We start from the raw sequence: 25,069 nt of genomic DNA on the forward strand, positions 1-25,069 counted from the left end.
ATATAACGTTGTCATTATATAGAATTATCTTTCGTTTTTTGTTTCATCTTTCCAAAGAATACTACACCGGCAATGATAATAATGATAAATACCCATTTTATGAAAGGATTACTTTCGAAAAATCCAGCGAACCATTTTTCATCTACAATCATTTTCGCGGCAGTATAAGCTAAAACAGCTGCTCCAATTGTAATGATGACAGGGAATCGGTCCACCCATTTTAAAATTAATGTACTACCCCATACTACTACTGGAATGGACACTAATAGCCCGATGATGACTAAAGAAAAATTGCCATGCGCAGCTCCGGCAACAGCGAGAACATTATCAATTCCCATTAACGCATCAGCTATAATAATGGTTTTTATAGCAGACCAAAATCCTTCTTCTGCTTTAATATCATGATCTTTACCTTCAGCAATTAATTTGTAAGCGATCCATATAAGGAGTACACCACCAATTAGAAGTAGCCCTGGTATTTTTAACAACCAAACGACAACTAAAGTAGCGAGGGCTCTAATCGCGATTGCCCCGATAGTTCCCCATATAATAACTTTCTTTTGTTGATCTTTCGGTAATCGCCTTGCTGCTAATCCAATTACTATGGCATTATCACCGGCTAACACTAAATCAATTACAATGATGGCAAGTAATGCTGATAAATATTCGGCTGAAAGAAAATCCATATACACATCACTCCTTAAGAGTAATATGTGCTAAAGTGTTGATAATATAAAAAATAGGATTGAATTTGTATATTCAATCCTATTTTTTGACTGTCTTTTGATATGTATATGTGTTTTAATTCCGTATAAGTCGCTTTTGTAGTTTTTTTTGCTTATCTTTTTTCTTTTTTAATTTTCGATTCATCTTATTAATACGGCTTTCTTTTCTGTTATCCCATTTATCACTTCTGATTGTATTAATAGACTTATCTTCCTTAGCACGAAAACGTCGTACTTTTTTCACGAAGGAAAGGGGAATTCTACCAATGACACCTTGTTTTTCTAATGAATCCTCTTTGCCTAGACACCAATCAGGATGTGATAATAAATAGTCGAAATCGAATATTATCCCGTATTCTTTATCCATATAGGTATACCATTCATCTAATGTACACTTATTTTTTGTATGTAAATATATTGATTCGTCAGTCATAGCGCAGCACCAATAGTCAAAATAGCTCCATAGCACCCATTCATTCGGCACATCAAGTGTTAAAATTACCATTTTTGAATTTTCTCTACCCCAAGCTATCTGATTTCGGTTTGGATAATTATTTTCTTCCCATACCCAAATAGGATAGTTACCTTCGTAGTAGGGTAATCTTTTTTTAGCTACACGTACCATTCAATCGTATGAATATATAAAATCAGGATCGATGTTTTCTTTACTTCCTTCTAAATAACCAAGTTTCTTAAATTGTTTCCACGCTGCTTCATTTTGAACTGTATATACGATCATGTGACACCTACTTATGTAATGTAGGTTACAGTATAGCATGTGATGATACTAAATTAAATTAATGTGATTTATATTTTCTATTGATATAAAGGAAGAGGGGGGAATCGAATATACGAGAAGAAATTTCAAAAACGATAAAAAAAGACTCAATAACCTACTAGAGGAAATCAAGTCTTTTTTATTACATACGGTTATCGTGCCAGAAGTTTAATGGGAAGTGTTCGTTCTCACTATAACTTTCTAATTCATATCCTTTTTCTTTCAACCCTTTAATAATTCCAGGTACTGCTTTAACGGATTGTGGATGAATATCGTGCATTAGAATAACTTCTGTTGGCTTGTTAGCTCCATTTACAACGTTTTGCACAATTTTAGCTGATGCAGCATCAACAGGCATTTTACTGTATGTCCAGTCTAAAGAATCAATTGTCCAATCCCAAACTTTTAATCCGTTTTCGACAACTTTGTTGCGAAGAGCTTCGTTTAATCCTGGCATTGAGCCGTAAGATGGACGAGTTAATACTGGTGATTTACCTAGAACACCAGCGATTAAGCCTTGATCTTCCTTCATTTCATCTACATAACGACCTTCTGTGTAAAGTTTCTTGTAGTTATGAGTCATACTGTGCATCCCAACGTAGTGGCCTTCAGCATCTTCACGTTTTACAAGATCAGGGAAAGCTTTTACGTTTGAACCAATTAGGAAAAATGTTGCTTTTGCATTTTCTTTCTTTAACATATCTAAAAGCTCAGCTGTGTATTTTCCAGGACCGTCATCAAATGTTAAGTAAGCTACTTTTCTAACTTGCCCATTATATTGTTTTGGAGCTTCTTTCGGTGCAAGAGATGATTGAATTTCACTTACAAGTTGAACAGATTTTGCTTCATCCTCTGTACTTGCTAGAGCAGTATGTGCTGATCCTAAAGCCGCTTCGTATGTAAATAATACCCCCGCGCAAATCAACATAGCCCTTTTTACTAAAGTTGTCATTCGAATTCCATTGTGCATAATTTTCCTTCTCTCTATAAAAGTTCTACTCTACTATATTAGCAATTATAGGGCGGTAATTGCAAAAAAACTTTTTTACAAGAGTAAAAAAGTTTGGTCAAAAGTATGCAAGATTTTAAAGGGGTATCATTTCGAAAGAAACGTCACAAATAATTGGATAATTTTAATTATGAGTTGGAAACAATACAAGGGATATTAATTTTAGGAGGTGCTTTAATTGAATTATAAAAAAATGCTTTCAATATTTATGACAAGCATATTTACAGTAGGATTATTAATTGGCTGTAATCCAGCTCCAAAAGACGAAAAGGAGCCAGATCCAACGGAGGAACCTTCTGAACAAAGACAGGAGGAAAAAAATGAAAAACAAGATCCTGCTAAAGAAAAAAATAATGAGTTAAACAAAAAGGATGAACAAGAACCAGATCCAACAGAAGAGCCATCTGAGGAACAAAAGAAGAAAAAAGAAAATGAGTAGTTGTAGTTTAATGAAATATGTAACGTGATTTTGTAACGAAGAATATTTTCTAAAATATACAACCACTTTTCTTACTTTATAAAAAAGTGGTTGTATAAAATTGCATATGCATTTAAATATTTCATGGATATAAATTTTGTCTCAAGGCTACTTTTTAATTCATGTAGTTTGTGATGTTTATTTCCCCTAAAATGAAGCTTGAAATCAATATTCATTTATCTTTACAAACTCTTCAATCATCAAATTAAATTCACCCGATAGTTTTATCAACAAACTTTATGTTGCTACTGCTTTCTGTATTACATACTTCGTACAGTATAATTACAATTTTTATTATACTCTCTCCTTAATTTAAATCTACTATCCCCCTGATGTGTATTAGTAAGTATTATAGTGATAAAGTTGTAACAAAATCTTTCAATTGCTTCATTTATTTTATGAAGATTTGCTCTTTCTTTTAACGATTAAAGGTTTAAGTATATTAGAAAGTTTTAATATAATTAAAACTCTATTTTCTTGGAAGCAGCAAATAAAAATTAAAGAAATTAGACTAAAGTGTTAAAAGGAAGGGGGCTAATCATACTTTCGTATTACTTCATTTTCATTCCAATTATTGATTCGAATATTTTTGTTTTCTATTAAAATATTGGTATAAGAACAATTAAATTTAAAAAGGGAGTGGGAATATGGTTAATTATATTTGCACTACATGTGGAGTACAGTATCCCGAAAATGAAGAAGCACCTTCTCGTTGTAATATTTGCAATGAGGAAAGGCAATATGTGAATCTAATTGGGCAGTCATGGACAACATTAGAAACTATGCAAAATAGCAATTTATACAAAAATGAAATAATAAAAGAAGAAAGTGGTTTGTATAGCATTACTACAAAACCTAAATTTGCAATTGGACAAACAGCATTTTTAATACAAAGTAAAACTCTACATGTTATGTGGGATTGCATTAGCTATTTAGATGATAAAACGATTAAGAGTATATATGATTTAGGTGGTATTCAAGCAATAGCACTTTCTCATCCACATTATTACTCTACACAAGTAAAATGGGCGGAAACATTCAATGTACCTATCTATATTCATGAAGATGATAAAGAGTGGGTGGTTCGCCCGAGTAAACAAATTAAATTTTGGTCTGGGGAACATCTGATATTATCGGAAGAACTTACATTGCATCGCTTAGGAGGCCATTTTAAGGGCGGGACTGTTATGCATTGGAAAGAAGGTAACGAAGGGAAAGGAATTTTGTTATCAGGTGATATTATACAAGTAGTTTCCGATCAAAAATGGGTGAGTTTTATGTATAGTTATCCAAATCTCATCCCATTACCAGCGAATAAAGTTAGAGATATGGCAGAGAAAGTAAAAGATATCCAGTTTAGTCGACTATATAATGCATTTCATGGTGTGGTGGAAGATGCGAATAAGGCTGTACAAAGATCTGCTGATCGGTATATAAAGGCCCTGCAAGGAGAACTTTTTCATACGTAATAAAATATAAGGAAGAACTATTTATTTCATCTCAATATTTATATAACTACTTTTATATGAATTTAATACTAAAGTCCTACTATTTATAAACTAATAGGTCTTTCAACTTAGGTAGTTCTCACACTAATGAGGGATATGAAAGGGAATATATGTAACTTATAATAATTACTATAAAGCTTTGGAAAATGAAAAGGAGGAGATTTGCATGAAGAATTGGGTTCAATTTAGAATTGCAAGACCAACAGATAAATTTGAAGAAGTTATAGGTTTTTATGAGAAGGGGTTAGGGTTAAAGCGTATAGGAGAATTTCATAATCATGAAGGATATGATGGGGTTATGTTTGGAGTACCGGATGCCGAGTATCATTTAGAGTTTACAACGCACGTTAATGGAAGTCCATGTCCGGCACCGACAAAAGATAATTTACTAGTATTTTATATGCCTAATAAAGATGAAATTGAAAAAATAGTGAATCGATTAAGTAATATGGGCTATCATGAGGTGAAACCAGAAAATCCGTATTGGATAGAGAAAGGGACCACAATAGAGGATCCAGATGGTTGGAGAATTGTGCTTATGAACGCATTTGAATAAAGAAGCTCTTTTCGTATGTAATGTAGTGTAACAAAATGATTTAGTCATAAATCCCTACAGCATTTGTAGGGATTTTTATATAAAAAGATTTAGCCAAGAGAGTTATGAAAATGTAGAAAGTATTTTAGCTAAAAATAAATATGATTTATGTAGGAGGAATAGAAGTATGACATTAAAGCATTTTAATGAGTTCGCTAAAAATGTTGGGAATACACCTCTCATTAAATTAGAATGCGAAGAAACGAAGGATCTTTCTGTTTATGCTAAATGTGAATGGCACAACCCTACAGGATCGATTAAGGATAGAGCCGCACTTGGAATGATTAATAAATATTTACAAGAAGCGGACAAAAAACAACCTATTTTAGAGTATAGCGGTGGAAGCTTAGCGAGATCAATTGGCTATATTTGTTATTGTTTAGGAGTTCAATGCACGTTAGTTTTAAGTTCTGGAACTGGTAAATCACTACTAAATGAACTTAAACATTATGGAGCTAACGTGATTTTAGTTGATAAATGTATGGGTTTTTACGCAGTAATTGAAAAGACAATTGAGATTAGCAAACAAAAACCAGAGTTATACTTTTTATTCCAACATTATAATAATGCAAATCTATTAAGTCATATAGAAGGAACAGGACGAGAAATTATTACACAAATGAATGGAAAACCAATACACGCATGGGTAGCATCTGCTGGTACTGGTGGAACTATAATGGGGGTCTATAAAGCAGTAAAGAATTATACAAAAAAAGCTGAGCTACATTTAGTAATGCCTGCTGAATTGCCTTATGGTTCCGAACAACCACCAAATGATTTAAAGAAATATGCTGGATCAGGTGGGTTCGGCCTAGGAAGGAAACAACATTTCATAGAACAGGAAGACAATTTGATAGAAAAACAATGGACATATTCATATAAAGAAACCTTGTATGAAATGGCACGTTTTTATAATGAAACTGGTATGAAAATAGGAACGTCTGCGGCAGCGAATTTATTAGCTGCTAAACAAATTGGAAAAGAAAAAGGCGCGAATTTTAATGTAGTTACAGTTTTTCCGGACGCCGGGTCTATAGAAGAGTGGTCAGATGTAAAGAGCTTACAACAATTATAGAGAAAATCAAACAAAAGTTCTATCATATTCTATTTCTTACAATATGAGAAATTGAAGAAATGAAAACCTGTATATGTAAAATGTACAGGTTTTTAGTGGTTGTTTTAGTTATCTGTAGAAACTTTAAAATTTCACATACCGTATTTTTAAAAATAAATATAGGAAAACCAAAAAGTAATGTAGAATATATCGTACATACATATATGAAGTCAACATAAAAGATAAAGAGGTGGGCATATGTTACTTGAAGAAGTAATGCAGCAACTAGAGGAATATGGAACAGAACAAAATCGTAAAACGTATAAAAACCACGGAGCGAAAGAGCCACTATTCGGAGTTAGTTTTGCCAATTTAAAATTGTTAAAAAAGAAGATAAAAAAAGATCATGATTTAGCAATTTCATTATGGAAAACAAAAAATATGGATGCAATGACTTTAGCAACAATGATTTTAGATCCAAAGAAAGTTACGACAGAACAGCTAAATAAATGGGTACAGGAAGTTGATTATTATTGTTTAATGGACGTTTTGATGACGGCTATTTGTACTTCGCCAATCGCGATAGAAAGAATGGAAGAATGGACAAAGTCTGATGATGAATGGATTGGAAGAGCTGGCTGGTCTTTATTAGCAAATATAGCGATTAAAAATAAAACGTTACATGATGATTTCTTCTCTCCGTATTTAGAAGAGGTTAAAACAAATATACATAATGAAAAAAATAGAAAAAAAGAAGCGATGAATAGTGCTTTAATCGCGATAGGAATTCGTAATGAAGACTTAGAGGGAAAGGCGATTGTAATTGCACGTGAAATTGGAAAAGTACAAGTTGATCACGGGGCAACATCATGCAAAACACCAGACGCAGAGCCGTATATAAAAAAAGCGAGAGAAAGAGCTGAAAAAAAGAAAGTGAAATAAGAAAAGGGGAACGGTTATGAAACCAATGGAAGCGGCACAAAGCATAATTACATCACAATTTCCGAATTGTGATGTAGCTTTACTGGGAGGAAGCGTTGTACGAGGAGAAGCGACAAAAACATCTGATCTGGACATTGTTATAGTTGATCAAAATTTAACGTCTTGTTATAGAGAATCTTTCTATAGTAATGGATGGCCTGTTGAAGTGTTTGTACATAATTTTGAAACGTGTAAAACCTTTTTTAAAATGGATTGTGACCGAGGGAGACCTTCGTTACCACAATTAGTTTCAGAGGGTATTGTATTGAAAGGGGAAAATGAAATTGTTGAGAAATTAAAAAGAGAAGCAAATGATTTACTAAATAAAGGGCCAGCTAAATGGACGGAAGAAATGATGAAGCAGAAACGGTATTTTATTACGGATACTTTGGACGATTTTATTGGTGCATCAAAAAGAGAAGAAGAATTGTTTATCGCAAATTTATTAGCTGATTTATTACATGAATATGTATTAAGAGTAAATGGTAAATGGCTTGGAAATTCAAAATGGTTTATAAGGGTACTTAGAAGGTATGATGAACAGTACGCAGATCAATTTGTAGCAGCGTTCGATCATTTTTATACAACGGGAGAGAAAAGAAAATTAATTATTTTTGTAGAAAAAACGCTAGAACAGTACGGAGGAAGAATGTTTGAAGGGTTTTCTATAGGAAAATAAAAAGGAGATAACGCAATGAATGTACCATATGTTCAATTAAGAGAACTTACACTAGATGATGTAGAAGAGCGATATCAATGGTCATTAGATAAAGAAGTGACAAATCATTTAGTTGTACCGGATCAATATCCACCCTTCACTCGTGAAGATACGAAAAAGTGGATTGAAGCATGTATAAATCGAAAAAATGGTTATGAACAAAGAGCTATCACTACAGAAAACGGCATACATATTGGGTGGGTAGATCTTAAAAACTTTGATAAAACAAATAAAAATGCAGAACTGGGAATCGCGATTGGTAATAAAGAGTATTGGGGTAAAGGATATGGATTAGCAGCTTTATATAGTATGTTACATCTAGCATTCATTGAATTTGAATTAGAAAAAGTTTGGCTACGTGTAGATGAAGATAATTTTCAAGCTAGAAAGAGTTATGAAAAGGCTGGTTTTATTTGTGAAGGATTAATGAGAAATGATCGATTACGTCAAGGGAAGTTCATTCATCGTTATCGTTATAGTATGTTAAGAGAAGAATACGAATCTTTAAATGGTAGTTTATAAAAATATTATGTTAACTAAAAGGAGCTGGAGAAATATGATTCGATTACTTACGAAAGAAGATGCGAAAAAATATTGGGATTTACGTTTACAAGCATTACAAGTAAACCCAGAGGCATTTGTAACAACTTATGAAGAGGCGATTCGCCAGGAAAATCCTATTAAGCGAGTGGAAGGTAATTTAACAGCTACTACTAGTTGTACATTCGGTGCTTTTAATGGGGATCATCAATTAGTTGGAGTTGTCACTTTACTAACTGAAGAAAAAGAGGCGTATAAACATAAAGGGCATATCGTTGCGATGTATGTAGATGCAAGCAATCGAAGAAGTGGTCTTGCACGTGAGTTAATACGTAAGGCAATTGAAAGAGCAAGAGAGATGAGCTTAGAACAATTGAACTTAGGTGTTGTATCTACAAACGAACCAGCAAAAAAATTGTATGAATCAATGGGCTTTAAAACGTATGGGATTGAAAAGAGAGCTATAAAGATGAATGGTGTGTATAGTGATGATGAACATATGGTCTTGTTCTTTTAATAGAGGGAGTTTAGTATGAAAGATCTCCATTTAGAAAAAAATATGAACCCGCAAGTAGCGATTTTGTATGCGACGGTTACTGATACATTTAAACGATTGCAAAAGTTAGTAGAAGGTACTGATGTGAAAGAACTGTCCTTCAAAAGGTCAGAAAATAATGAAAACAGTATTGGGCAACTACTTCAGCATTTAGCAATAGTCGATTTACACTGGGTGTACCGTTTAAAAGGAGAGGAAGTTCCACCGACACTTGAAAATAAATATGGACCAATGTTGAATGAAATGGGAGGATTGCCTAGTTTAAGAAAGTATAAATTACAAGAATTAATGCAAGATTATGAAGCGGTGCAACATATGTTTTATGAGGAGTGTATGAAACTAACAGAAAATGATTTAACAAGGGAAATTTTTTATGAGAAGGGAGAAACTGCGACTATAAGGTGGGGAATATGGCATATAGCCGATCATAATCGGTACCATCAAGCTCATATTAGTCAGTTAAGAAAACTATATAGAGCTAGAATAGATGCGAGATAAAGATTTCGAATTTTAATTATATTTAATTTGTTGTATAGTATAAGAAGAAACTAAACAAGGGGTTTTATAATGAAAGCTATTGCAGTAGGGATATTGGCATCATTCTTCTTTGCCTTTACCTTTGTTTTAAACCGGGCGATGGACTTAGAAGGTGGAAGCTGGATTTGGAGTGCTTCATTACGGTACTACTTTATGGTTCCAATGCTTTTACTTATTGTCATGTATAGAGGGAACTTAAAGCAACTCTTTCAATATATGAAAAATAATCCGAAAGAATGGTTAGTGTGGAGTATCGTTGGATTTGGTCTCTTCTATGCACCACTTAGTTTTGCCGGAGCTTTTGGACCCGGTTGGCTTGTTGCATCAACATGGCAAATTACGATTGTCGCAGGAATTTTGTTAACACCATTTTTTGCAGTAGATCCATTACATAAAAAACTTCCAATGAAGGAATTAGTTATGTCTGGGGTTATTTTATGCGGTGTTGTACTCATGCAAGTAGAACATGCTTCTTCATTAGGAATTCGAGAAACCGTTTTATGTGTAGTTCCTGTACTTATTGCAGCGTTTGCGTATCCTCTTGGAAATCGAAAAATGATGCAAGTTTGTAAAGGCGAATTAGATGTATTCCAGCGAGTTCTCGGTATGACATTAGCAAGTTTACCATTTTGGTTTTTACTATCTGGTTATGAAGTATCAACAGGCGGATTACCGTCAAGTAGCCAAGTTTTCCAATGTTTTATTGTAGCAGTTAGTTCTGGTTTAATCGCGACAGTACTATTCTTCTTTGCGACAGATCTTGTAAAAGATGATCCACAAAAACTAGCAACAGTGGAAGCAACACAGTCCGGTGAAGTTTTATTTGCGCTAGTAGGAGAGCTCATCTTGCTATCTGCGCCAATTCCGTCATCTTTATCTTGGATCGGAATGAGTTTTGTTATTGTCGGAATGATACTACATAGTTATGTAGCGGTCGTTGTGAAAAAAGAAGAAAAAATAACGGCATAGTGAGATTAGCTCTTTATATAAAGAGCTAATTTTTTTTCATAGAAAGGGATGAAGAGATGAATTTGCAACGCGTGGAACAAATTGAGAAAAATCCAATTTTAAATGTGTTACAGTATGCAGTCGGGCCAAGTGAAACTAGCTTAAAGAAAGCAGTTTTATATTATGAAAGTAATAAAGGGACTTTGTACAGATATGAAGAAGAGGCTTGTATAGGTATTGAAATAATCGGAGCAAATAAAGCGAGAATATGTCATATAGCAGTCGCTCCACAATATCGTAATAAAGGAATTGCGTTGCAAATGATAAAAGAAGTAGTAAAAATGCTTCAATTAACTTATATAGAAGCAGAGACAGACAATGAGGCAGTAGAATTTTATAAAAAAATTGGTTTTCAGGTTAAAAGTTTAGGAGAAAGATATCCGGGGATTGAAAGATTTCATTTGTATTTTAAAAATAAAACATATTAAAATCATCTTAGAATATAATATCCGGAATAGGATTTGAAGAAATAGTTCGTTTTATATGTATCCCGTTATTTGTGGACAGTAAAACTCCCACCTCAAAATTCGGCTGGAGTAAGGAAGCTAGGTGGAAGCCCTGAAGCCCGTAAACGCCAATTGGTACGGGGATAATAATCAGTGCGTGAATGAACAAAAGCTCCACTGATTAAAGTTTCACTTTATTTTTTCTAATTTTAATAGCAACTAGTTATTAGTTTTTGACAAAAATGTAAGAAAGGTTAGTTGATGCTAAGGAAGGAAGTAAAATATGAGTAAATCAATAAATAATGGAGCAATTGAGAAGAAGCGTGCAGTCTCATTAGATTTAGCAAGAGGTACTATGTTACTATTAATCGTACTTGCCCATGCACCGCTTTACTTGTATGCTGCAGATCCTGGAATTATGCATAGGGTGGAAAGCGGAAGTTTCTTTGATCAAATTGTAAACCTTTTTGGTATATTCATAATTGATAACCGTGCAAGAGCGATGTTTGCCGTATTATTAGGCTACGGTTTGGTTCTAGCACTCGAAGGGCAAATATCAAAAGGGAAAAATGAAAATCATGCTGTAAAAAGAGTAAGAAGACGCTCTTGGTATTTAATACTGTTTGGGGTTGTGTTAGCAGTCTTAATTGGAGGGCAAGATATTCTTATGGCCTATGGTGTAGCGGGGCTTCTTGTTAGCCCGCTATTAAAGTGTAAAATGAAAACATTAATTCGAACATTTACGATTATCACTATATTGTATATCATTTTTATTCCAATAATATGGGGATTTAATATGCAAGCAATAGGCGATTACGGTTTTTCACCAGATGTTTCAGCAAAAGACACGTATCTAAGTACTATAATGTTACGATTACTTTTCTTTCCTGTTATACCTGTTCTCATCCATTTTATGTTCCCAATTCTTCCTTCGGTAATTCTTGGTTTGTGGATTGCTAGATATCAGTTATTAATAAAACCAGAGCAACATTTAAAAAAATTATATTTTATAACAATTATAGGATTAGCAATTTCCTTAATAGGTGCTTTGCCTCTATCTTTTATAGGGACTATATGGTATCCAAGTGTATTTACAGCTGGAATGATAAATGGAATCCATATTTTAACTGGAATTGTTGGAGGGTTAGCATATGCAACGGGTTTCGGTATAATAGGGAGTAGATTGAAAAATCTAGGGTACTTTAGCCTTTCATTAATTGCTTTGGGAAAGCGCTCATTAACATTTTTTGTTTTGAATGAGGCACTGCTTGTTATACTTTTATCACCTGTAGCATTTGATTTAGGTGGGTATGTAAGTAACGCTCTTGCTGCATTGATAGCTATAAGTATTTGGATATTGTCTGTCATATTAGCTACAATAATGGAGAAAAACAATCTGAATGGACCATTAGAGATTTTATTGAGACGTTTAATATATATAAATAAAACAATTGAAAGACGACCCGGGTATTAGGTCGTCTTTCAATTTATTATAGTCTATAAATAAAATTATAATCTAATGATAGTTTGTTTTTATTCATGGAATAAAAAGTATAAAATATGCAAATGTGCATATAGGCTTTAGTTTGAAAAAATTAACATATACATTATATAATAAAGTTACCTGGAAAAATATAGATAAAAGAAATTAGGTGTATAACACATGAGAATGGATAAAAGTAAATTTATAAAAGTTGCTGCATCAATAGGAGTATCATCATTTTTATTAACTGGGTGTGGTGATTATGAAGAGGAAACTGCACAGAAAGAAAGTACCGCTATTAAAACAGATGGTGCAAAGCAAGGGAATGAACAAGAAGCTTTACATTGTGATGATAAAACTCCTACCAATGAAAATGTAGAAAATGATGAGTTATGCAAGGAAATTAATCCATCGTTTTCATCGTATAATGAAAACTCACATTTACCGATACTACCATTCGTAGCAGGATATTTATTAGCAAGCAGAACTTCAAATATGAATTATACAGCAAAACCCAATGTACTGAAGAAACCGTATGCAAATAATATTATTCCATATCGTGAAAAAGACCAAAGTAGAACTGGTGGCAGCGGTGGTGGTTGATACTACGGTGGAACTAACAGTAACAACAATAATTCTTCCAATAAAGTAGATTTAAACAAACAACAGCCGAGTACATCAAATAAAGTGACGCCAGATACAAATACGCCGAAATCATCTACGACTCAAACGCCGAAAGTGAATTCTGGTTCAAGTGGAATTGGAAACGCAAAAGCGCCAGCCGGATCATAATACGAAAGGATAATAGGATCATGTATACAGAACAAGAGCAGAAAGAGTATATGAAAGTATGGTTTTCACTTGCGGAAGAGGCTGGTCGGAATGGTTTTACATGGCCGAGTCTATTAGAAAATGAAGAATGGAATCAATATATGGCAACAGGTATGTATCGTATGCCAGTAAAAACTTATACTGCTATTTCAAAAGCGACAGAGGAAGTTATGTACGTGTTATATAGAACGTATCAATATATTGTCAATACGACAGAAGATTTTCAAAAACTAGGATTTCCAGCTGAAACGTGGGAAATTGCGAGAATGAAACATATTGGTTTGTTTTCATATTTTACAAGGTTTGACTTTATCGTAAATGGTGAAGATATAAAGTTAATAGAAGTAAATTGTGATACACCAACAGGTTATTTAGAGCCATCTGTCGCAAATGAAGTGTTATGCCGTTATCACAATGTAAATCACCCAAATCATATAGAAGAGCATATTGTGCAGGCGTGGGAACAAATTAAACATGACTATAGTATAGATCCTAGAGAAACGATTTATTTTACGAGTTATGATTGGCATGATGAAGACCATCAAACGGTTCAATTTTTAAGAAGCTATTGCTTAGATCAGTCAACGGATTATATAGGTATACAAGATATCGTCGTTGCAGATGATGGTATATATACGCCAAATGGTGAGAGAATTCATTATTTATATAGACTATATCCAATTGAATATTTAGTTTCAGACGCTGATAAAAACGGGAAAAGAATTGGACTTCAGTTTTTAGATCATATAGCGCAAGGCAGAGTGAAAATCATTAATCCACCAGCTGCTTTTCTTATGCAAAATAAAAGTGTACTCGCATTAATTTGGCAACTTTACGAAGAAGAATTTTTCTTTGAGGAAGAAGAGCGAGGAATCGTTCAGAAATACTTCCTACCAACATATTTTACAAATAAACCATTTATAGAAAGAAATGAATCCTATGTTTCTAAACCTTTATACGGCCGTGAAGGCGGAGGAGTATCTATATTTGAAAATAATGAACTATTAGCTGAAGATAAAACAGAGTATTACTTTGAACAGCGGAAAATATATCAGAAATACATAGAAATGCCTGACTATACAATTGACACATGGGACGGTCCGTATACTGGTAAACTATTAATTGGTTCACACTGTATTAGCGGGAGAGCTGCTGGTTTATTTTTACGTGTAGGTGAGAAAATAACGGGAAACTTATCGATGTTTACAGGGGTTACAATTGAAGGGTAAATAAAATGGAAGAGCTTATCAGTTGTGATGGGCTCTTTCGTTTATATATAGTGTTTGTATTGTTTTGACGTATTACTTTTATTTTTCTTCATACTGAAAAAACGTATGCAATTAAGTAAATTAGTTCAAATAGTAGAAAAGAGAATAAAGTTTTTTATTTATCTGCTTTTGTTATTTGATTATTATGCATGTGAATATATAACCTTTTTTTGTAGTGACAGAAATGATTAAGTTAAAAATTAAGAAAAATATGATAATATATGTATGTAGTAGTTTTAAAAAATGGGGGAACAATCGTGAAAATGAATGACATAGTGGCAAATACACAATTGCCAAATACAATCAAAACAATTACAAATGATTTAAGAGAATTAGGGTTAGAAAAAGGAATGACGGTTATTGTGCATTCTTCGCTCAGTTCTATTGGCTGGGTATCTGGCGGAGCCGTTGCGGTAGTAGAGGCGTTAATGAAAGTTATTACGGAAGAGGGAACAATTATTATGCCAACTCAATCTTCGGATTTATCTGATCCGAAACATTGGTCAAGACCACCTGTACCTGAAGAATGGTGGCAAATTATTCGAGATAACGTCCCGGCGTTTGAGCCACATATAACACCAACAAGGGCAATGGGAAAAGTAGTTGAATGTTTTCGTACATATCCGAATGTAGTACGTAGCAACCATCCATTAGGAAGTTTTGCTGCATGGGGAAAACATGCAGAAGAAATAACGATGAATCAGTCGCTATCAATGAGTTTAGGAGAGGAATCTCCATTAAGAAAAATATATGATTTAGACGGATATATATTATTAATTGGTGTTGGATATGATTCCAATACGTCTGTACATTTATCTGAAGTACGTACTGGTGCATGTGAGTTAATAAAAGTAGGGGCACCAATTATAGAGAATGGTGCAAGAGTATGGAAAGAGTTTGTTGATATGGATTACGATTCTGATAAGTTTGTAGAAATCGGTGTAGAGTTTGAGCGAAAAGGAACTGTAACAAATGGGAAAATAGGAAATGCAACGTGCCGTCTTATGAAGCAACGAGATATCGTTGACTTTGGAACAGAATGGTTTCGTAAGAAAAATCAGTAAGGGATGGTTACAATGAAGGGGAAAAAGGTATTAATTACGAGTGGTGGTTGTTTAGAAAAATGGGACCAAGTGCGTGGTCATACGAATATGGCAAAAGGAACAATTGGTAGAATAATCGCGGAAGAATTTATAAGTAAAGGAGCACATGTTATATATTTACACGGTTATTTCGCTGAGAAACCAAACGATGTAAACAATCAATTAGAATTACACCCGTTTGAAGGAATTGTTGATTTACAAGATAAAATGAAAAGTATAATTACACATGAAAAAGTCGATGCGGTCATTATGGCAGCGGCTGGATCAGATTGGGTTGTAGAGAAAATTTGTGATCAAGATGGTAATGTTCTTGATATGAATGGGAAAATTTCAAGTGATATAGCGCCAATTATTCATTTTCAAAAGGCTCCAAAAGTATTAAAGCAAATAAAAGAGTGGGATCCAGAAACCGTACTCGTTGGCTTTAAACTTGAAAGTGATGTAAATGAAGAAGAATTGTTTGAAAGAGCGAAAAATAGAATGAAAGAATCTAAGGCAAATGTAATGATTGCAAATTCACCACATTCTTTATATTCACGCGGAGCGGTGCACAACGTAATTGGACAGGACGGTAAAGGGAAGTTATGTAATGGGAAAGATGAAACGGCGAAAGAAATTGTCAAAAGGTTAGAAGTACTATGTAATCACATTACTGCTTTATAATTTTAAGTATTTGGATAAGAGTGAATCCGCATAGTATATATAGGTAAGCGAAACTTTAATTTATGGGAATTTTACTTTTACACAAATGTTAACCATTCAAGATGGATACATAAAATAATTGGTGAGGAGTGGATTCTATGGAACATTTATTAAAGCAAGCGATTAAACTAAGAAATGAAAAGAAATATGCGCAATCTAGAGAGATACTTATGGGGTTAACCAATTTTACGCGGGATGCAGAAGTGCTTTTTCAATGTGCCTGGATACATGATGTAATGGGACTTGAAACAGACGCTGTGCCGTATTATGAACAGGCAATTGCAAATGGTCTTGATGGGGAGTCACTTTGCGGTGCATATATCGGTCTTGGCAGTACATATCGTTGTATAGGTGAGTATGACAAAGCAATTACTGTTTTAGAAACAGGTTTGCAGCAGTTTCCGGATAATGCCGTGATGAAAGTATTTTTGTCATTAGCAAAATATAACGTTAACGATCATGAATCCGCGATGAAATTATTACTTGAAACGGTTATAAAAGTAGACGAAGTTAAAGAATTTGAACGTGCCATTACATTTTATAAAGATCATTTAAACGAGGTTTTTAAATAGAGGAGTGAACGTATGAATGACTCACTATCGCGAAGGCGAAAAGGTATTTGGATTGGACTCGTATCTTTCATCTTGTTATCAAACTATTTATTGTATGCCCTTCCGATTGTACCAGCCGCTCCGAAAGAAGTAGTGCTTGGTTCTTTGTTAGATTGTATGTTTGTAATTCCGCTTATTACATATTTCTTTATTATTCGAAAAAGATACTCGCTAACGTATATATTTCCTGTCGTAATAGCTGGATATATATTTGCGAGATTTATTATTCCAAGTAACTATTTACAAGCTTTTTCAAACGTTTCTTATATTATAGTTGCAGGAGAAATTGCTTTTGTAGGTCTAGAATTATTCCTTCTCTATAAAATCGTTAAAGTGCTTCCTGAAACAATCAAACGATATAAAGAATATAGAAGAGAATATTCTTCATTTTCTTATGCGATTGATGCAGCGTTTGATGCTACTATGAAAAGAAATAAATTAGTAGATATCATTGTAACAGAGTGTAAGTTAATCTATTATGCATTTTTATCGTGGCGTGCAACAGTACCGGAAGGTAAATCTGTATACTCATATTACAAAAAGACTGGTGCAATAGGTGTATATATTATGATTATCCATGCAACCTTAATAGAAAGTATTGGTTTTCATTATTTGCTTCATCAATGGAATCCAGTTGTAGCATGGGTGTTACTTATTTTAAATGTATATGCAATGTTTTATTTTTTAGCTGAAATTCAAGCAATGCGTAAAAATCCAATTATTGTTACGGAAGAACAGGTAATTATTCAAATTGGATTAGGGAAGAAAATCATTATACCGTTTACACAAATTGATAAGATTACGTTTTATAAAGGAGAACTTTTAAAAAAAGAGAAAGAGGTTCTTGACGCAACAGTGATGGAATTTATAAAGGAACCTCCAACATTTGAAATAATACTCAAAGAGCCAATGAAAGCACAATTATTATATGGATTTTCTAAAACAGTAAGTCGTGTTTACTTAAATGTTGATGAGGAACGAAAATTTTATGATGTGATGGTGGAGAAATTGAACCATGAATAATGCTACTAATTTTTATCGTGCGCTTGGTGTGTATGGTATTTGTATCGAAAATAATAATATATTAGTAATTGATAAATCAAAAGGTCCATATAAGAACAGATATGATCTACCTGGTGGGAGCTTTAATGAAGAGGAGTCGTTGTTATCGGCACTCCATAGGGAATGTAAAGAAGAAACTGGATTAGAAGTAAAGGTTATAAAGCAAGTAGGTACGGTTGATTTTCAATACCCTTCAAAGTTTAAAGATTATACACATGTACACCATATTGCAGTTTTGTATGATGTTGAAAAGAGTGCAGGGAAAATCATAGTACCAAAACAATTTGAAGGTCAAGATTCTTTAGGAGCGAGATGGGTTTCTATAGAAAGCATTACAGAAGACAATTCATCTCCACTTGTATGTAGTGCAGTGAAGTGGTTGAAAACGAATGAGCTTCCATTAGAAGTGAAAAAATATGAAACATGGACAGTGAAAAACTCCTTCTAAAATAAGAGGGAGTTTTTATTGTGTATTTGGAGACCAAACACTTCTTTATCACTATATAAATGGATATAATTAAGATTAGAAATAGCATAAGGGGAAACCAAGAATGAATAAATTACTAACACCAAAAAGTGAAATTATAGAAAGAAAAATTCGGTATGACTCGACCGTAGTAGATCACACTTGCTTATTACTTGAAAAGCAGTTGCAAAGTATCGTGTTATTTCATGAGGTTCAGTATTCATTTACAATGACTGCACATCGTGCGAGTTTAACAATCCCAAAAGGAAGTTACACCATTGCATACTACTGGGAAAATCGTCCGTACAATTTATACATATGGAGAGATAAAAATGGAATGTATTTAGGCTCTTATTTTAATGTTGTAAAAAATACGCAAATAACAGACGAATTAGTGTCATTTGAAGACTTAATTATTGATATATTGGTACTTCCAAGTGGAGAATATTTTATTTTAGATGAGGATGAGTTACCTGAGCCTTTAGAGGGTTTTGAGGGTGGTTATGTGAATGAAGCTCTTAATGTATTAGAGGAAATAATTCAAAAGACGCTTCCTCAAATGATTGTAGAGACAGAAATGGTGTGGTTAAACTAAAGCGATTTGAAAAGAAAATATGTGTTTAATGAAATTGAGTAGTCTTAAGTTATATGATCTAACTTTTTGATAAGTCTAAGGTTAGATGTATATTTCTTGAGATTACTCTTTTTTTGTGGAAACTAATATTGACTGAATATAGTTCAGTCGTTTATGATTGAATCAGATTCAGTCGAAGGTAAAAGATAGTAGGAGATGACCTATGAAAAGAATATCAAAAGAACCAGATGTTAGAAGGCAAGAGTTGATGGATATTGGTTTTGAACTATATATGAAAAATGGTATGAAAGGATTTGGCATAAAAGATGTTGTGAATCAAGCAGGTGTAGCAACGGGCTTATTTTATTATTACTTCAAGTCTAAAGAGAATTTTGTTGATGAAGTATTAAATGATTTTATTGTGAAAAATATGGAGTTAATTGAAGAAATACTTATTTCTAATGAACGGTCTGTCATGCAAAAGCTGAAAGATTCTCTAAATATATTTTGGACATTTATCGAAAAATTAGCACCCTATAAAAATGTGAGTTCGTTTCAGACGGAACAACATTTTCAACTGGAACAGAAATTATTTACGCGAATGCAGCCATTAATTCGACAAGTAATCGAAGAAGGGGTGAAAACTGGGATTTTTAATACTAATAACTCATTATTAGCATCAGGATTTATTTTATACGGTCTTAGCAGTATTGCTCATTCAGAGGTGAATTTGAATCTAGACACGAAGCAAGAAATGATTAATTTAGTATTAAATACACTACGATACGATCAAATCGAAGGAGAATGTATATGAAAATTATTATTGATGGAAACAATATTTCGAATGAACAACTTACAAAGTGGAAAAGAGAACGTATTAAAAAAGTTTTAAATACATTAGGACATAAAGAACCGGAATTAAATGATACAGACGTTATGAAAAAAAAACTAACGGAACTAAAGTTAAATCATTCATACAATGAAATGTATGATAAGTTGAAAATTAAACTGAAATTAAGTGAAATGGGTATGCGTATTTGTACTGTTTTATCTGGTGATAGACGAAAATTTTCAAAAACAAGTATCTATTTAGATGGGATTACAGCAGAAGAAGCGATAAATGGAATTGATAGTTTTATGCTTGAACAATCAGATGAAAATGATCAAGTGAATTTATCAGCCTGTCCAGATCACTACGTACTAAGACCCTTTGGGGAAAATGAATTAGAGGTTATCGAAACTACTGGTAATTCTCCATTTCCAGTTCAATTTTTTATTGTTTTTGGTGACGAAACGGGATTGAAGACACCTCGAGATAAGTCTTATCAATATCAATCAACAGGTGTTGCACGTATGAAAGACGGTACTACTATTGGTGGAGTTCGACATCAATTCAAAGATACAGATACTGGTATAGAAGTAAGTCTAGTTGTAGAGTTTCCGGCACTTTGTCCTAATAGCCTTATTAAATCGCATCAAATGCATTTGGCATGTGAGTTTTCTTATTGGTTACAGTGGATTAAGAACCATAAAAAATAATTTTTAAATAAATAACAATAAGGATGTTCAAACGAATCATATGTATTTTTTAATAAAACCAAGTTGACTTATCGGAAATATTTGTATAATATGTACTTAATTCTATTACGTATTGCTGATTGGAGAAACCAAAGGCATTTTATCTATTGATAAAATGCCTTTGGTTTTTTTATTGCATAAATACTGAATCTGTTCATTTAGATGAATCATTTCAAGGAGGCGAAGAAGTGACTGTTTCAATTGATGGAGTATCAAAATATTTTTCGAAACAAACTGCTACGGTTCAAGTATTAGAGAATATTAATTTTCAATTAGAGAAAGGGGATTTTGTTACAGTAATTGGTCCGAGTGGTTGCGGAAAAAGTACACTATTAAAAATTATTGCAGGTTTAGACAGCGATTTTGAGGGAGAAATCATTATTGACGGGGAGCGTATAACAAAACCGAGTAAGAAGCAAGGATTTATATTTCAAGAGCATCGATTGTTTCCATGGCTAACAGTGGAAGAAAATATTGCAGCTGATTTGTCATTAAAAGATAAGTATGTGAAAGATAAGGTAAAGGAATGGGTTGAAATCGTTCGATTAGACGGTTTTGAAAAATCTTATCCGAAAGAAATTTCAGGCGGGATGTCACAACGTGTTGCGATTGCGAGAGCCTTATTAAGAGATCCGAATGTATTATTACTTGATGAACCATTTGGGGCACTTGATGCTTTTACTAGAAGTCATTTGCAAGAAGTACTGTTGAACATTTGGGAACAGAAGAAAACGACAATGATATTCGTTACACATGATATAGACGAAGCAATATATCTTTCGAACCGAATTGTCATCATGAGTGCAAAGCCTGGAAAAATACATAAAGTGATTGAAAATAATTTATCTTATCCGCGTAGTAAAACTTCGGAGTCATTCCAAGAAATTCGAAAGAAAGTATTACAGCAGTTTGAACACGGGGGATTAATTCAAACAAGTATATAGGGAAAGAGTGAGTATATGTATAAAAAAATTAAAGTTCTTTCTTTTGCAGTAGCTATTTCTTTATTTTTATTTGGATGTGAAAAAAGCACAGCAAGTAGTAAGAAGGAAGATGTAACAGTACAAATTGGTATACAGCAAGGATTAAGCCCGCTATTATTAGCACAGAAAAAAGGATGGTTTGAAGAGGAGTTAAAAAAAGAAGGGGTTAAGGTGAAATGGACAGAGTTTCAAAGCTGACCTCCCTATTTTGAAGCGATCGCATCAAATCGATTAGACTTTGGTGAAGTCGGGAACTCCCCAGTTATTTCAGCGCAAGCAGCTGGGATTGAATTTACCGAAATTGCTAATACAAGTTATGCGAGGAAAGGGACTGGAATTCTTGTACAAAAAGATAGCAAGATTACGAGTGTAAAAGATTTAAAAGGTAAAAAAATTGCAGTAGCAAAAGGAAGTAGCGCATTTAATTTATTATATCGAGCATTAGAAAAAGAAGGTATAAATGCGAAAGATGTAAATGTCATTCAACTGCAACCAGATGAAGCGCAGCCGGCATTTGAATCCGGATCAGTAGATGCATGGGCCATTTGGGATCCGTTTATTTCACTACATACGTTAAATAAAGGGGCAAAGATTATTGCAGATGGTGAACGATTAAATGTTTCTTCACCAGAGTTTTTAATTGCGAGAACAAAATTCGCGAAGGAGCATCCAGAATTAGTTGAGAAATTCCTTAAAGTTTATGAAAAAGCACGTGTATGGCAAGAGTCAAACTTAGATGAAGCGATAAAAATATATACTTCTGCAAAGAAGATAGATGCAGAAATTGTAAAAGAAGTGTTTGATCACGACAAACCAATTTTAGTTCCGGTAACGAAAGAAATAATAGCTGAACAGCAAAAAACAGCGGATTTTCAATATAAACTCGGTTCAATAAAGAACGAAATTAAAACAGATAAAGTTGTAGATAATTCTTTCGTAGAAAAAGCATTAAAGGCGAAATGAAAAGAGGTTTTGTAAATTGGAGAATACGAAAGCTGTTATGAAACCAACGGGTATAACGATTGGCAAAAACAATGTAAAGAAAGTGCGAAAGACGAATGTAAAAGTGCTAGTAAGAGCGATTACTATACCAGTTATCGTATTAATAATTTGGCAATTAGCCGGCGTATTCGATCTAGTTTCTAAAACAGTATTACCAACGCCATTAGATATATTTCTAGCTTTTCAAGAACTTATAAAAACAGGAGAGTTATTCGGTCATTTAAGTATCAGTGTATTCAGGGCTGCGGCTGGTTTCTTTATTGGCGGGAGTTTAGGAATTATTTTAGGAACGATTGTTGGATTTTCAACGAGAAGTGAGCAATATTTAGATCCATCTGTACAAATGTTAAGAACTGTACCTCATTTAGCAGTTGCGCCACTTTTCGTATTATGGTTCGGTTTTGGTGAAACATCGAAAGTATTATTAATTGCGGACGGTGCATTTTTTCCTCTATACGTAAACGCGTTTTTAGGGATACGAGGTGTAGATTCAAAGTTATTCGATGTTGCCAGAGTGTTAGAGTTTAGTAAAAGAAAATTAATTACAAAATTAATTTTACCTGCCGCATTGCCGAACCTATTACTCGGAGCAAGGTTATCTTTAGGAGTTGCATGGGTGAGTTTAGTAGTAGCAGAACTTATGGGGTCTACAGAAGGTATTGGCTATATGATTATGGATGCAAGGCAATTTTCAAATACAGATATCGTATTTGTCGGCATTATTATTTTTGCATTCGTTGGAAAGTTTTCTGATTCACTCGTACGTTTACTAGAAGTGAAGTTTTTAAGATGGCGAGATAATTTTAAAGGAGAGACAGGGAATTAACATATAAAGTGAAACTTTAATCAGTGGGAAGGGTCATCCCCCACCTAACTTCTTTGCTTTCGCTGAATTTTAAGGTGGGGATCTTACTGCCCGCAAATAGCGGGGTAAATTATTAGGGGTAATTTATATAGAGTATGTTAGTATACGTTTCAAAATAAATAAGGGGTGTGTAAAGGTATGGAATTATTATGGTTTATTCCGGCTTATGGAGATGGTCGATATTTAGGAACGACAAAAAGAGGAAGAGCAGCTGAGTATGGTTATTATAAACAAGTTGCAGCTGCAGCTGATTATTTAGGATATTCGGGTGTATTACTTCCAACTGGTCAAGGGTGTGAAGATCCATGGGTATTAGCATCGGCACTTGTAGCTGAGACAGAGAAATTAAAATTTTTAGTAGCAGTTAGACCAGGACTAATGTCACCGACAGTTGCAGCGAGGATGGCATCTACATTTGATAGAATTTCAGATGGGAGATTACTTATTAATGTAGTAGCTGGAGGAGATCCTGTTGAATTGCAAGGTGATGGATTGTATCTTGAACATGATGAAAGATATGAAGTAGCAGATGAATTTTTAAAGGTTTGGAAGTCAGTATTACAAGGTGGAACAATCTCTTTAGAAGGAAAACATATTAAAGTTACGGATAGTAAAGTTGTATTTCCTCCGGTTCAAACACCGTATCCACCAATTTATTTTGGCGGATCGTCCGCTGCAGGTAAAGAGGTTGCAGCTGAGCATAGTGATGTATATTTAACGTGGGGAGAGCCACCAGAGCAAGTGAAAGAGAAAATAGAAGAAGTAAGAAAACTTGCGGAAGAGAAGGGGCGTAACGTACGATTTGGTATTAGACTACACGTAATTGTAAGAGAGACAGAAGAAGAAGCATGGAAAGAGGCTGAAAGGTTAATTCAATATGTAGATAATGAAACAATTGAGCTCGCTCAAAAAACATTTGCAAGATATGATTCAGTCGGACAAAAAAGAATGACACATTTAAATAAAGGTACGAGAGAGTCGTTAGAGATAAGTCCTAACTTATGGGCTGGAATTGGGCTTGTAAGAGGTGGTGCTGGTACTGCGCTTGTTGGAGATCCGCATACAGTAGCAGAAAGAATAAAAGAATATGAAGCGTTAGGAATTGATACGTTTGTATTATCAGGATACCCCCATTTAGAAGAGGCATATGAAGTGGCAGAACTGTTATTTCCTTTATTGAAAGACGAGAAGAAACAAGAAAATAAAATTGTTGGTGAAATGATAGCTGATGCATATGCTTTAAAAAAATAGTGAGAAATAAAGTTGAACCAATCGGGCTTTTACAGGCAGTTTCACCTATGTTTTGCTTCATTTTGTTTACTGCCTGTTAATACGGGATAAAAAAACTCGCAAGTATTTCACTTGCGGGTTTTCATCGTAAACTATTAGAAAATATGGTAAAATTAAATAGTAACTTAAGGTACGGTTGGTTGTTCAATTATCACTTCTCCGAATAGGAGGGGGGTGATAATACGTGAGTGAAATAGCGTTGCTACTGCAGGGTGGACTGTTTCTCGTTGCATTGTTAACGTTCGTCGTCGTTTTAATAGACAAGCTCAAAAAATAACAACCCACCTATGCCAATAGAATGTGGGTTGTTTTGTTTGT

The 25,069-nt window shown here is 33.8% G+C and carries 27 protein-coding genes and 3 pseudogenes; 27 read left to right on the forward strand and 3 right to left on the reverse strand.

What is annotated here, in order from left to right:
• Positions 1 to 14: 14 nt before the first annotated feature.
• The 3 genes and pseudogenes from MNO09_RS15860 to MNO09_RS15870 all read right to left on the reverse strand — a co-directional run bounded on the left by MNO09_RS15860 (position 15) and on the right by MNO09_RS15870 (position 2,473).
• On the reverse strand, positions 15 to 686 hold the full coding sequence (locus tag MNO09_RS15860) for a TerC family protein (RefSeq protein WP_000346929.1): 672 nt from the start codon (positions 684 to 686) through the stop codon (positions 15 to 17).
• Positions 687 to 801: 115 nt separating this feature from the next.
• Positions 802 to 1,464, reverse strand: a pseudogene (locus tag MNO09_RS15865) (DUF3841 domain-containing protein).
• A gap of 181 nt (positions 1,465 to 1,645) precedes the next feature.
• Positions 1,646 to 2,473, reverse strand: a complete 828-nt coding sequence (locus MNO09_RS15870; RefSeq protein ID WP_000551432.1) for a peptidoglycan-N-acetylglucosamine deacetylase — start codon at positions 2,471 to 2,473, stop codon at positions 1,646 to 1,648.
• A 217-nt stretch (positions 2,474 to 2,690) separates the two neighbouring features.
• Between MNO09_RS15870 and MNO09_RS15875 the strand changes: the two genes are divergently transcribed.
• The 27 genes and pseudogenes from MNO09_RS15875 to MNO09_RS16005 all read left to right on the forward strand — a co-directional run bounded on the left by MNO09_RS15875 (position 2,691) and on the right by MNO09_RS16005 (position 25,028).
• Positions 2,691 to 2,951 (forward strand): hypothetical protein, encoded by a 261-nt coding sequence (locus MNO09_RS15875; protein WP_001106983.1) that lies wholly within the window; start codon positions 2,691 to 2,693, stop codon positions 2,949 to 2,951.
• A 686-nt stretch (positions 2,952 to 3,637) separates the two neighbouring features.
• Positions 3,638 to 4,459 carry an MBL fold metallo-hydrolase gene (locus MNO09_RS15880; RefSeq protein WP_000248723.1) on the forward strand — a complete coding sequence of 274 codons (822 nt, stop codon included), beginning with the start codon at positions 3,638 to 3,640 and terminating at the stop codon, positions 4,457 to 4,459.
• Positions 4,460 to 4,664: 205 nt separating this feature from the next.
• On the forward strand, positions 4,665 to 5,054 hold the full coding sequence (locus tag MNO09_RS15885) for a VOC family protein (protein WP_000800662.1): 390 nt from the start codon (positions 4,665 to 4,667) through the stop codon (positions 5,052 to 5,054).
• Positions 5,055 to 5,220: 166 nt separating this feature from the next.
• The gene (locus MNO09_RS15890; protein ID WP_000172773.1) at positions 5,221 to 6,168 is read left to right on the forward strand and encodes a PLP-dependent cysteine synthase family protein; all 948 of its coding nucleotides are present in this window, start codon (positions 5,221 to 5,223) and stop codon (positions 6,166 to 6,168) included.
• 237 nt (positions 6,169 to 6,405) lie between these two features.
• The gene (locus tag MNO09_RS15895) at positions 6,406 to 7,089 is read left to right on the forward strand and encodes a DNA alkylation repair protein (protein ID WP_000923446.1); all 684 of its coding nucleotides are present in this window, start codon (positions 6,406 to 6,408) and stop codon (positions 7,087 to 7,089) included.
• 16 nt (positions 7,090 to 7,105) lie between these two features.
• Entirely contained in the window at positions 7,106 to 7,807 is a 702-nt protein-coding gene (locus MNO09_RS15900; RefSeq protein WP_000803739.1) for a nucleotidyltransferase domain-containing protein, read from the forward strand.
• Between the two features lie 15 nt (positions 7,808 to 7,822).
• On the forward strand, positions 7,823 to 8,368 hold the full coding sequence (locus tag MNO09_RS15905) for a GNAT family N-acetyltransferase (protein ID WP_001102509.1): 546 nt from the start codon (positions 7,823 to 7,825) through the stop codon (positions 8,366 to 8,368).
• A gap of 34 nt (positions 8,369 to 8,402) precedes the next feature.
• Positions 8,403 to 8,903, forward strand: coding sequence for a GNAT family N-acetyltransferase (locus tag MNO09_RS15910; protein ID WP_000620337.1), 501 nt, complete (start codon positions 8,403 to 8,405; stop codon positions 8,901 to 8,903).
• 15 nt (positions 8,904 to 8,918) lie between these two features.
• Positions 8,919 to 9,440, forward strand: a complete 522-nt coding sequence (locus MNO09_RS15915; protein WP_000653841.1) for a DinB family protein — start codon at positions 8,919 to 8,921, stop codon at positions 9,438 to 9,440.
• Between the two features lie 69 nt (positions 9,441 to 9,509).
• On the forward strand, positions 9,510 to 10,448 hold the full coding sequence (locus MNO09_RS15920) for a DMT family transporter (protein WP_088107303.1): 939 nt from the start codon (positions 9,510 to 9,512) through the stop codon (positions 10,446 to 10,448).
• A 56-nt stretch (positions 10,449 to 10,504) separates the two neighbouring features.
• A complete protein-coding gene (locus MNO09_RS15925) occupies positions 10,505 to 10,915 on the forward strand; it encodes a GNAT family N-acetyltransferase (protein ID WP_001053323.1) in 411 nt (136 codons plus the stop codon).
• Between the two features lie 301 nt (positions 10,916 to 11,216).
• Positions 11,217 to 12,407, forward strand: a complete 1,191-nt coding sequence (locus MNO09_RS15930; RefSeq protein WP_088107302.1) for a DUF418 domain-containing protein — start codon at positions 11,217 to 11,219, stop codon at positions 12,405 to 12,407.
• A gap of 189 nt (positions 12,408 to 12,596) precedes the next feature.
• Positions 12,597 to 13,208 (forward strand): annotated as a pseudogene (locus MNO09_RS15935) (hypothetical protein).
• A gap of 20 nt (positions 13,209 to 13,228) precedes the next feature.
• Positions 13,229 to 14,476: a glutathionylspermidine synthase family protein gene (locus MNO09_RS15940; protein WP_000287875.1), complete on the forward strand. Its 1,248-nt coding sequence runs from the start codon at positions 13,229 to 13,231 to the stop codon at positions 14,474 to 14,476.
• A gap of 302 nt (positions 14,477 to 14,778) precedes the next feature.
• Positions 14,779 to 15,579, forward strand: coding sequence for a BA2930 family N-acetyltransferase (gene aacC / locus MNO09_RS15945; protein ID WP_131828557.1), 801 nt, complete (start codon positions 14,779 to 14,781; stop codon positions 15,577 to 15,579).
• Positions 15,580 to 15,591: 12 nt separating this feature from the next.
• A complete protein-coding gene (locus tag MNO09_RS15950; protein WP_000676694.1) occupies positions 15,592 to 16,281 on the forward strand; it encodes a phosphopantothenoylcysteine decarboxylase domain-containing protein in 690 nt (229 codons plus the stop codon).
• Between the two features lie 137 nt (positions 16,282 to 16,418).
• Complete coding sequence (locus MNO09_RS15955) at positions 16,419 to 16,892, forward strand: tetratricopeptide repeat protein (RefSeq protein ID WP_000400644.1); 474 nt, start codon at positions 16,419 to 16,421, stop codon at positions 16,890 to 16,892.
• A gap of 12 nt (positions 16,893 to 16,904) precedes the next feature.
• Positions 16,905 to 17,954, forward strand: coding sequence for a hypothetical protein (locus MNO09_RS15960; RefSeq protein ID WP_001000050.1), 1,050 nt, complete (start codon positions 16,905 to 16,907; stop codon positions 17,952 to 17,954).
• The gene (locus MNO09_RS15965) at positions 17,947 to 18,441 is read left to right on the forward strand and encodes an NUDIX hydrolase (RefSeq protein ID WP_001057918.1); all 495 of its coding nucleotides are present in this window, start codon (positions 17,947 to 17,949) and stop codon (positions 18,439 to 18,441) included. The genes MNO09_RS15960 and MNO09_RS15965 overlap by 8 nt, the downstream gene beginning before the upstream one ends.
• Positions 18,442 to 18,544: 103 nt before the next feature.
• Positions 18,545 to 19,054 carry a ribonuclease FAU-1 family protein gene (locus tag MNO09_RS15970; protein ID WP_001037868.1) on the forward strand — a complete coding sequence of 170 codons (510 nt, stop codon included), beginning with the start codon at positions 18,545 to 18,547 and terminating at the stop codon, positions 19,052 to 19,054.
• A 202-nt stretch (positions 19,055 to 19,256) separates the two neighbouring features.
• Complete coding sequence (locus MNO09_RS15975; RefSeq protein WP_000822636.1) at positions 19,257 to 19,847, forward strand: TetR/AcrR family transcriptional regulator; 591 nt, start codon at positions 19,257 to 19,259, stop codon at positions 19,845 to 19,847.
• Positions 19,844 to 20,572 (forward strand): hypothetical protein, encoded by a 729-nt coding sequence (locus MNO09_RS15980; protein ID WP_064475581.1) that lies wholly within the window; start codon positions 19,844 to 19,846, stop codon positions 20,570 to 20,572. The genes MNO09_RS15975 and MNO09_RS15980 overlap by 4 nt, the downstream gene beginning before the upstream one ends.
• Positions 20,573 to 20,799: 227 nt before the next feature.
• On the forward strand, positions 20,800 to 21,555 hold the full coding sequence (locus MNO09_RS15985; RefSeq protein WP_000218586.1) for an ABC transporter ATP-binding protein: 756 nt from the start codon (positions 20,800 to 20,802) through the stop codon (positions 21,553 to 21,555).
• 15 nt (positions 21,556 to 21,570) lie between these two features.
• A pseudogene (locus MNO09_RS15990) lies at positions 21,571 to 22,557 on the forward strand (aliphatic sulfonate ABC transporter substrate-binding protein).
• Positions 22,558 to 22,573: 16 nt separating this feature from the next.
• Positions 22,574 to 23,422 (forward strand): ABC transporter permease, encoded by an 849-nt coding sequence (locus tag MNO09_RS15995; RefSeq protein ID WP_000432139.1) that lies wholly within the window; start codon positions 22,574 to 22,576, stop codon positions 23,420 to 23,422.
• A gap of 177 nt (positions 23,423 to 23,599) precedes the next feature.
• Positions 23,600 to 24,712 carry an FMNH2-dependent alkanesulfonate monooxygenase gene (gene ssuD / locus MNO09_RS16000; protein ID WP_000422243.1) on the forward strand — a complete coding sequence of 371 codons (1,113 nt, stop codon included), beginning with the start codon at positions 23,600 to 23,602 and terminating at the stop codon, positions 24,710 to 24,712.
• A 223-nt stretch (positions 24,713 to 24,935) separates the two neighbouring features.
• Positions 24,936 to 25,028, forward strand: coding sequence for a putative holin-like toxin (locus tag MNO09_RS16005; RefSeq protein ID WP_001289320.1), 93 nt, complete (start codon positions 24,936 to 24,938; stop codon positions 25,026 to 25,028).
• The last annotated feature ends 41 nt before the right edge of the window (positions 25,029 to 25,069 follow it).

It is taken from the genome of Bacillus sp. N5-665, from assembly GCF_022637375.2.
GTDB lineage: Bacteria > Bacillota > Bacilli > Bacillales > Bacillaceae_G > Bacillus_A > Bacillus_A wiedmannii.

What these genes read in the sequence shown, in the direction of transcription:
- MNO09_RS15860 (WP_000346929.1), bottom strand. Translation starts at nt 686, where the DNA reads ATGGATTTTCTTTCAGCCGAATATTTATCAGCATTACTTGCCATCATT.
- MNO09_RS15870 (WP_000551432.1), bottom strand. Translation starts at nt 2,473, where the DNA reads ATGCACAATGGAATTCGAATGACAACTTTAGTAAAAAGGGCTATGTTG.
- MNO09_RS15880 (WP_000248723.1), top strand. Translation starts at nt 3,638, where the DNA reads ATGGTTAATTATATTTGCACTACATGTGGAGTACAGTATCCCGAAAAT.
- MNO09_RS15885 (WP_000800662.1), top strand. Translation starts at nt 4,665, where the DNA reads ATGAAGAATTGGGTTCAATTTAGAATTGCAAGACCAACAGATAAATTT.
- MNO09_RS15890 (WP_000172773.1), top strand. Translation starts at nt 5,221, where the DNA reads ATGACATTAAAGCATTTTAATGAGTTCGCTAAAAATGTTGGGAATACA.
- MNO09_RS15895 (WP_000923446.1), top strand. Translation starts at nt 6,406, where the DNA reads ATGTTACTTGAAGAAGTAATGCAGCAACTAGAGGAATATGGAACAGAA.
- MNO09_RS15900 (WP_000803739.1), top strand. Translation starts at nt 7,106, where the DNA reads ATGAAACCAATGGAAGCGGCACAAAGCATAATTACATCACAATTTCCG.
- MNO09_RS15905 (WP_001102509.1), top strand. Translation starts at nt 7,823, where the DNA reads ATGAATGTACCATATGTTCAATTAAGAGAACTTACACTAGATGATGTA.
- MNO09_RS15910 (WP_000620337.1), top strand. Translation starts at nt 8,403, where the DNA reads ATGATTCGATTACTTACGAAAGAAGATGCGAAAAAATATTGGGATTTA.
- MNO09_RS15915 (WP_000653841.1), top strand. Translation starts at nt 8,919, where the DNA reads ATGAAAGATCTCCATTTAGAAAAAAATATGAACCCGCAAGTAGCGATT.
- MNO09_RS15920 (WP_088107303.1), top strand. Translation starts at nt 9,510, where the DNA reads ATGAAAGCTATTGCAGTAGGGATATTGGCATCATTCTTCTTTGCCTTT.
- MNO09_RS15925 (WP_001053323.1), top strand. Translation starts at nt 10,505, where the DNA reads ATGAATTTGCAACGCGTGGAACAAATTGAGAAAAATCCAATTTTAAAT.
- MNO09_RS15930 (WP_088107302.1), top strand. Translation starts at nt 11,217, where the DNA reads ATGAGTAAATCAATAAATAATGGAGCAATTGAGAAGAAGCGTGCAGTC.
- MNO09_RS15940 (WP_000287875.1), top strand. Translation starts at nt 13,229, where the DNA reads ATGTATACAGAACAAGAGCAGAAAGAGTATATGAAAGTATGGTTTTCA.
- aacC (WP_131828557.1), top strand. Translation starts at nt 14,779, where the DNA reads ATGAATGACATAGTGGCAAATACACAATTGCCAAATACAATCAAAACA.
- MNO09_RS15950 (WP_000676694.1), top strand. Translation starts at nt 15,592, where the DNA reads ATGAAGGGGAAAAAGGTATTAATTACGAGTGGTGGTTGTTTAGAAAAA.
- MNO09_RS15955 (WP_000400644.1), top strand. Translation starts at nt 16,419, where the DNA reads ATGGAACATTTATTAAAGCAAGCGATTAAACTAAGAAATGAAAAGAAA.
- MNO09_RS15960 (WP_001000050.1), top strand. Translation starts at nt 16,905, where the DNA reads ATGAATGACTCACTATCGCGAAGGCGAAAAGGTATTTGGATTGGACTC.
- MNO09_RS15965 (WP_001057918.1), top strand. Translation starts at nt 17,947, where the DNA reads ATGAATAATGCTACTAATTTTTATCGTGCGCTTGGTGTGTATGGTATT.
- MNO09_RS15970 (WP_001037868.1), top strand. Translation starts at nt 18,545, where the DNA reads ATGAATAAATTACTAACACCAAAAAGTGAAATTATAGAAAGAAAAATT.
- MNO09_RS15975 (WP_000822636.1), top strand. Translation starts at nt 19,257, where the DNA reads ATGAAAAGAATATCAAAAGAACCAGATGTTAGAAGGCAAGAGTTGATG.
- MNO09_RS15980 (WP_064475581.1), top strand. Translation starts at nt 19,844, where the DNA reads ATGAAAATTATTATTGATGGAAACAATATTTCGAATGAACAACTTACA.
- ssuD (WP_000422243.1), top strand. Translation starts at nt 23,600, where the DNA reads ATGGAATTATTATGGTTTATTCCGGCTTATGGAGATGGTCGATATTTA.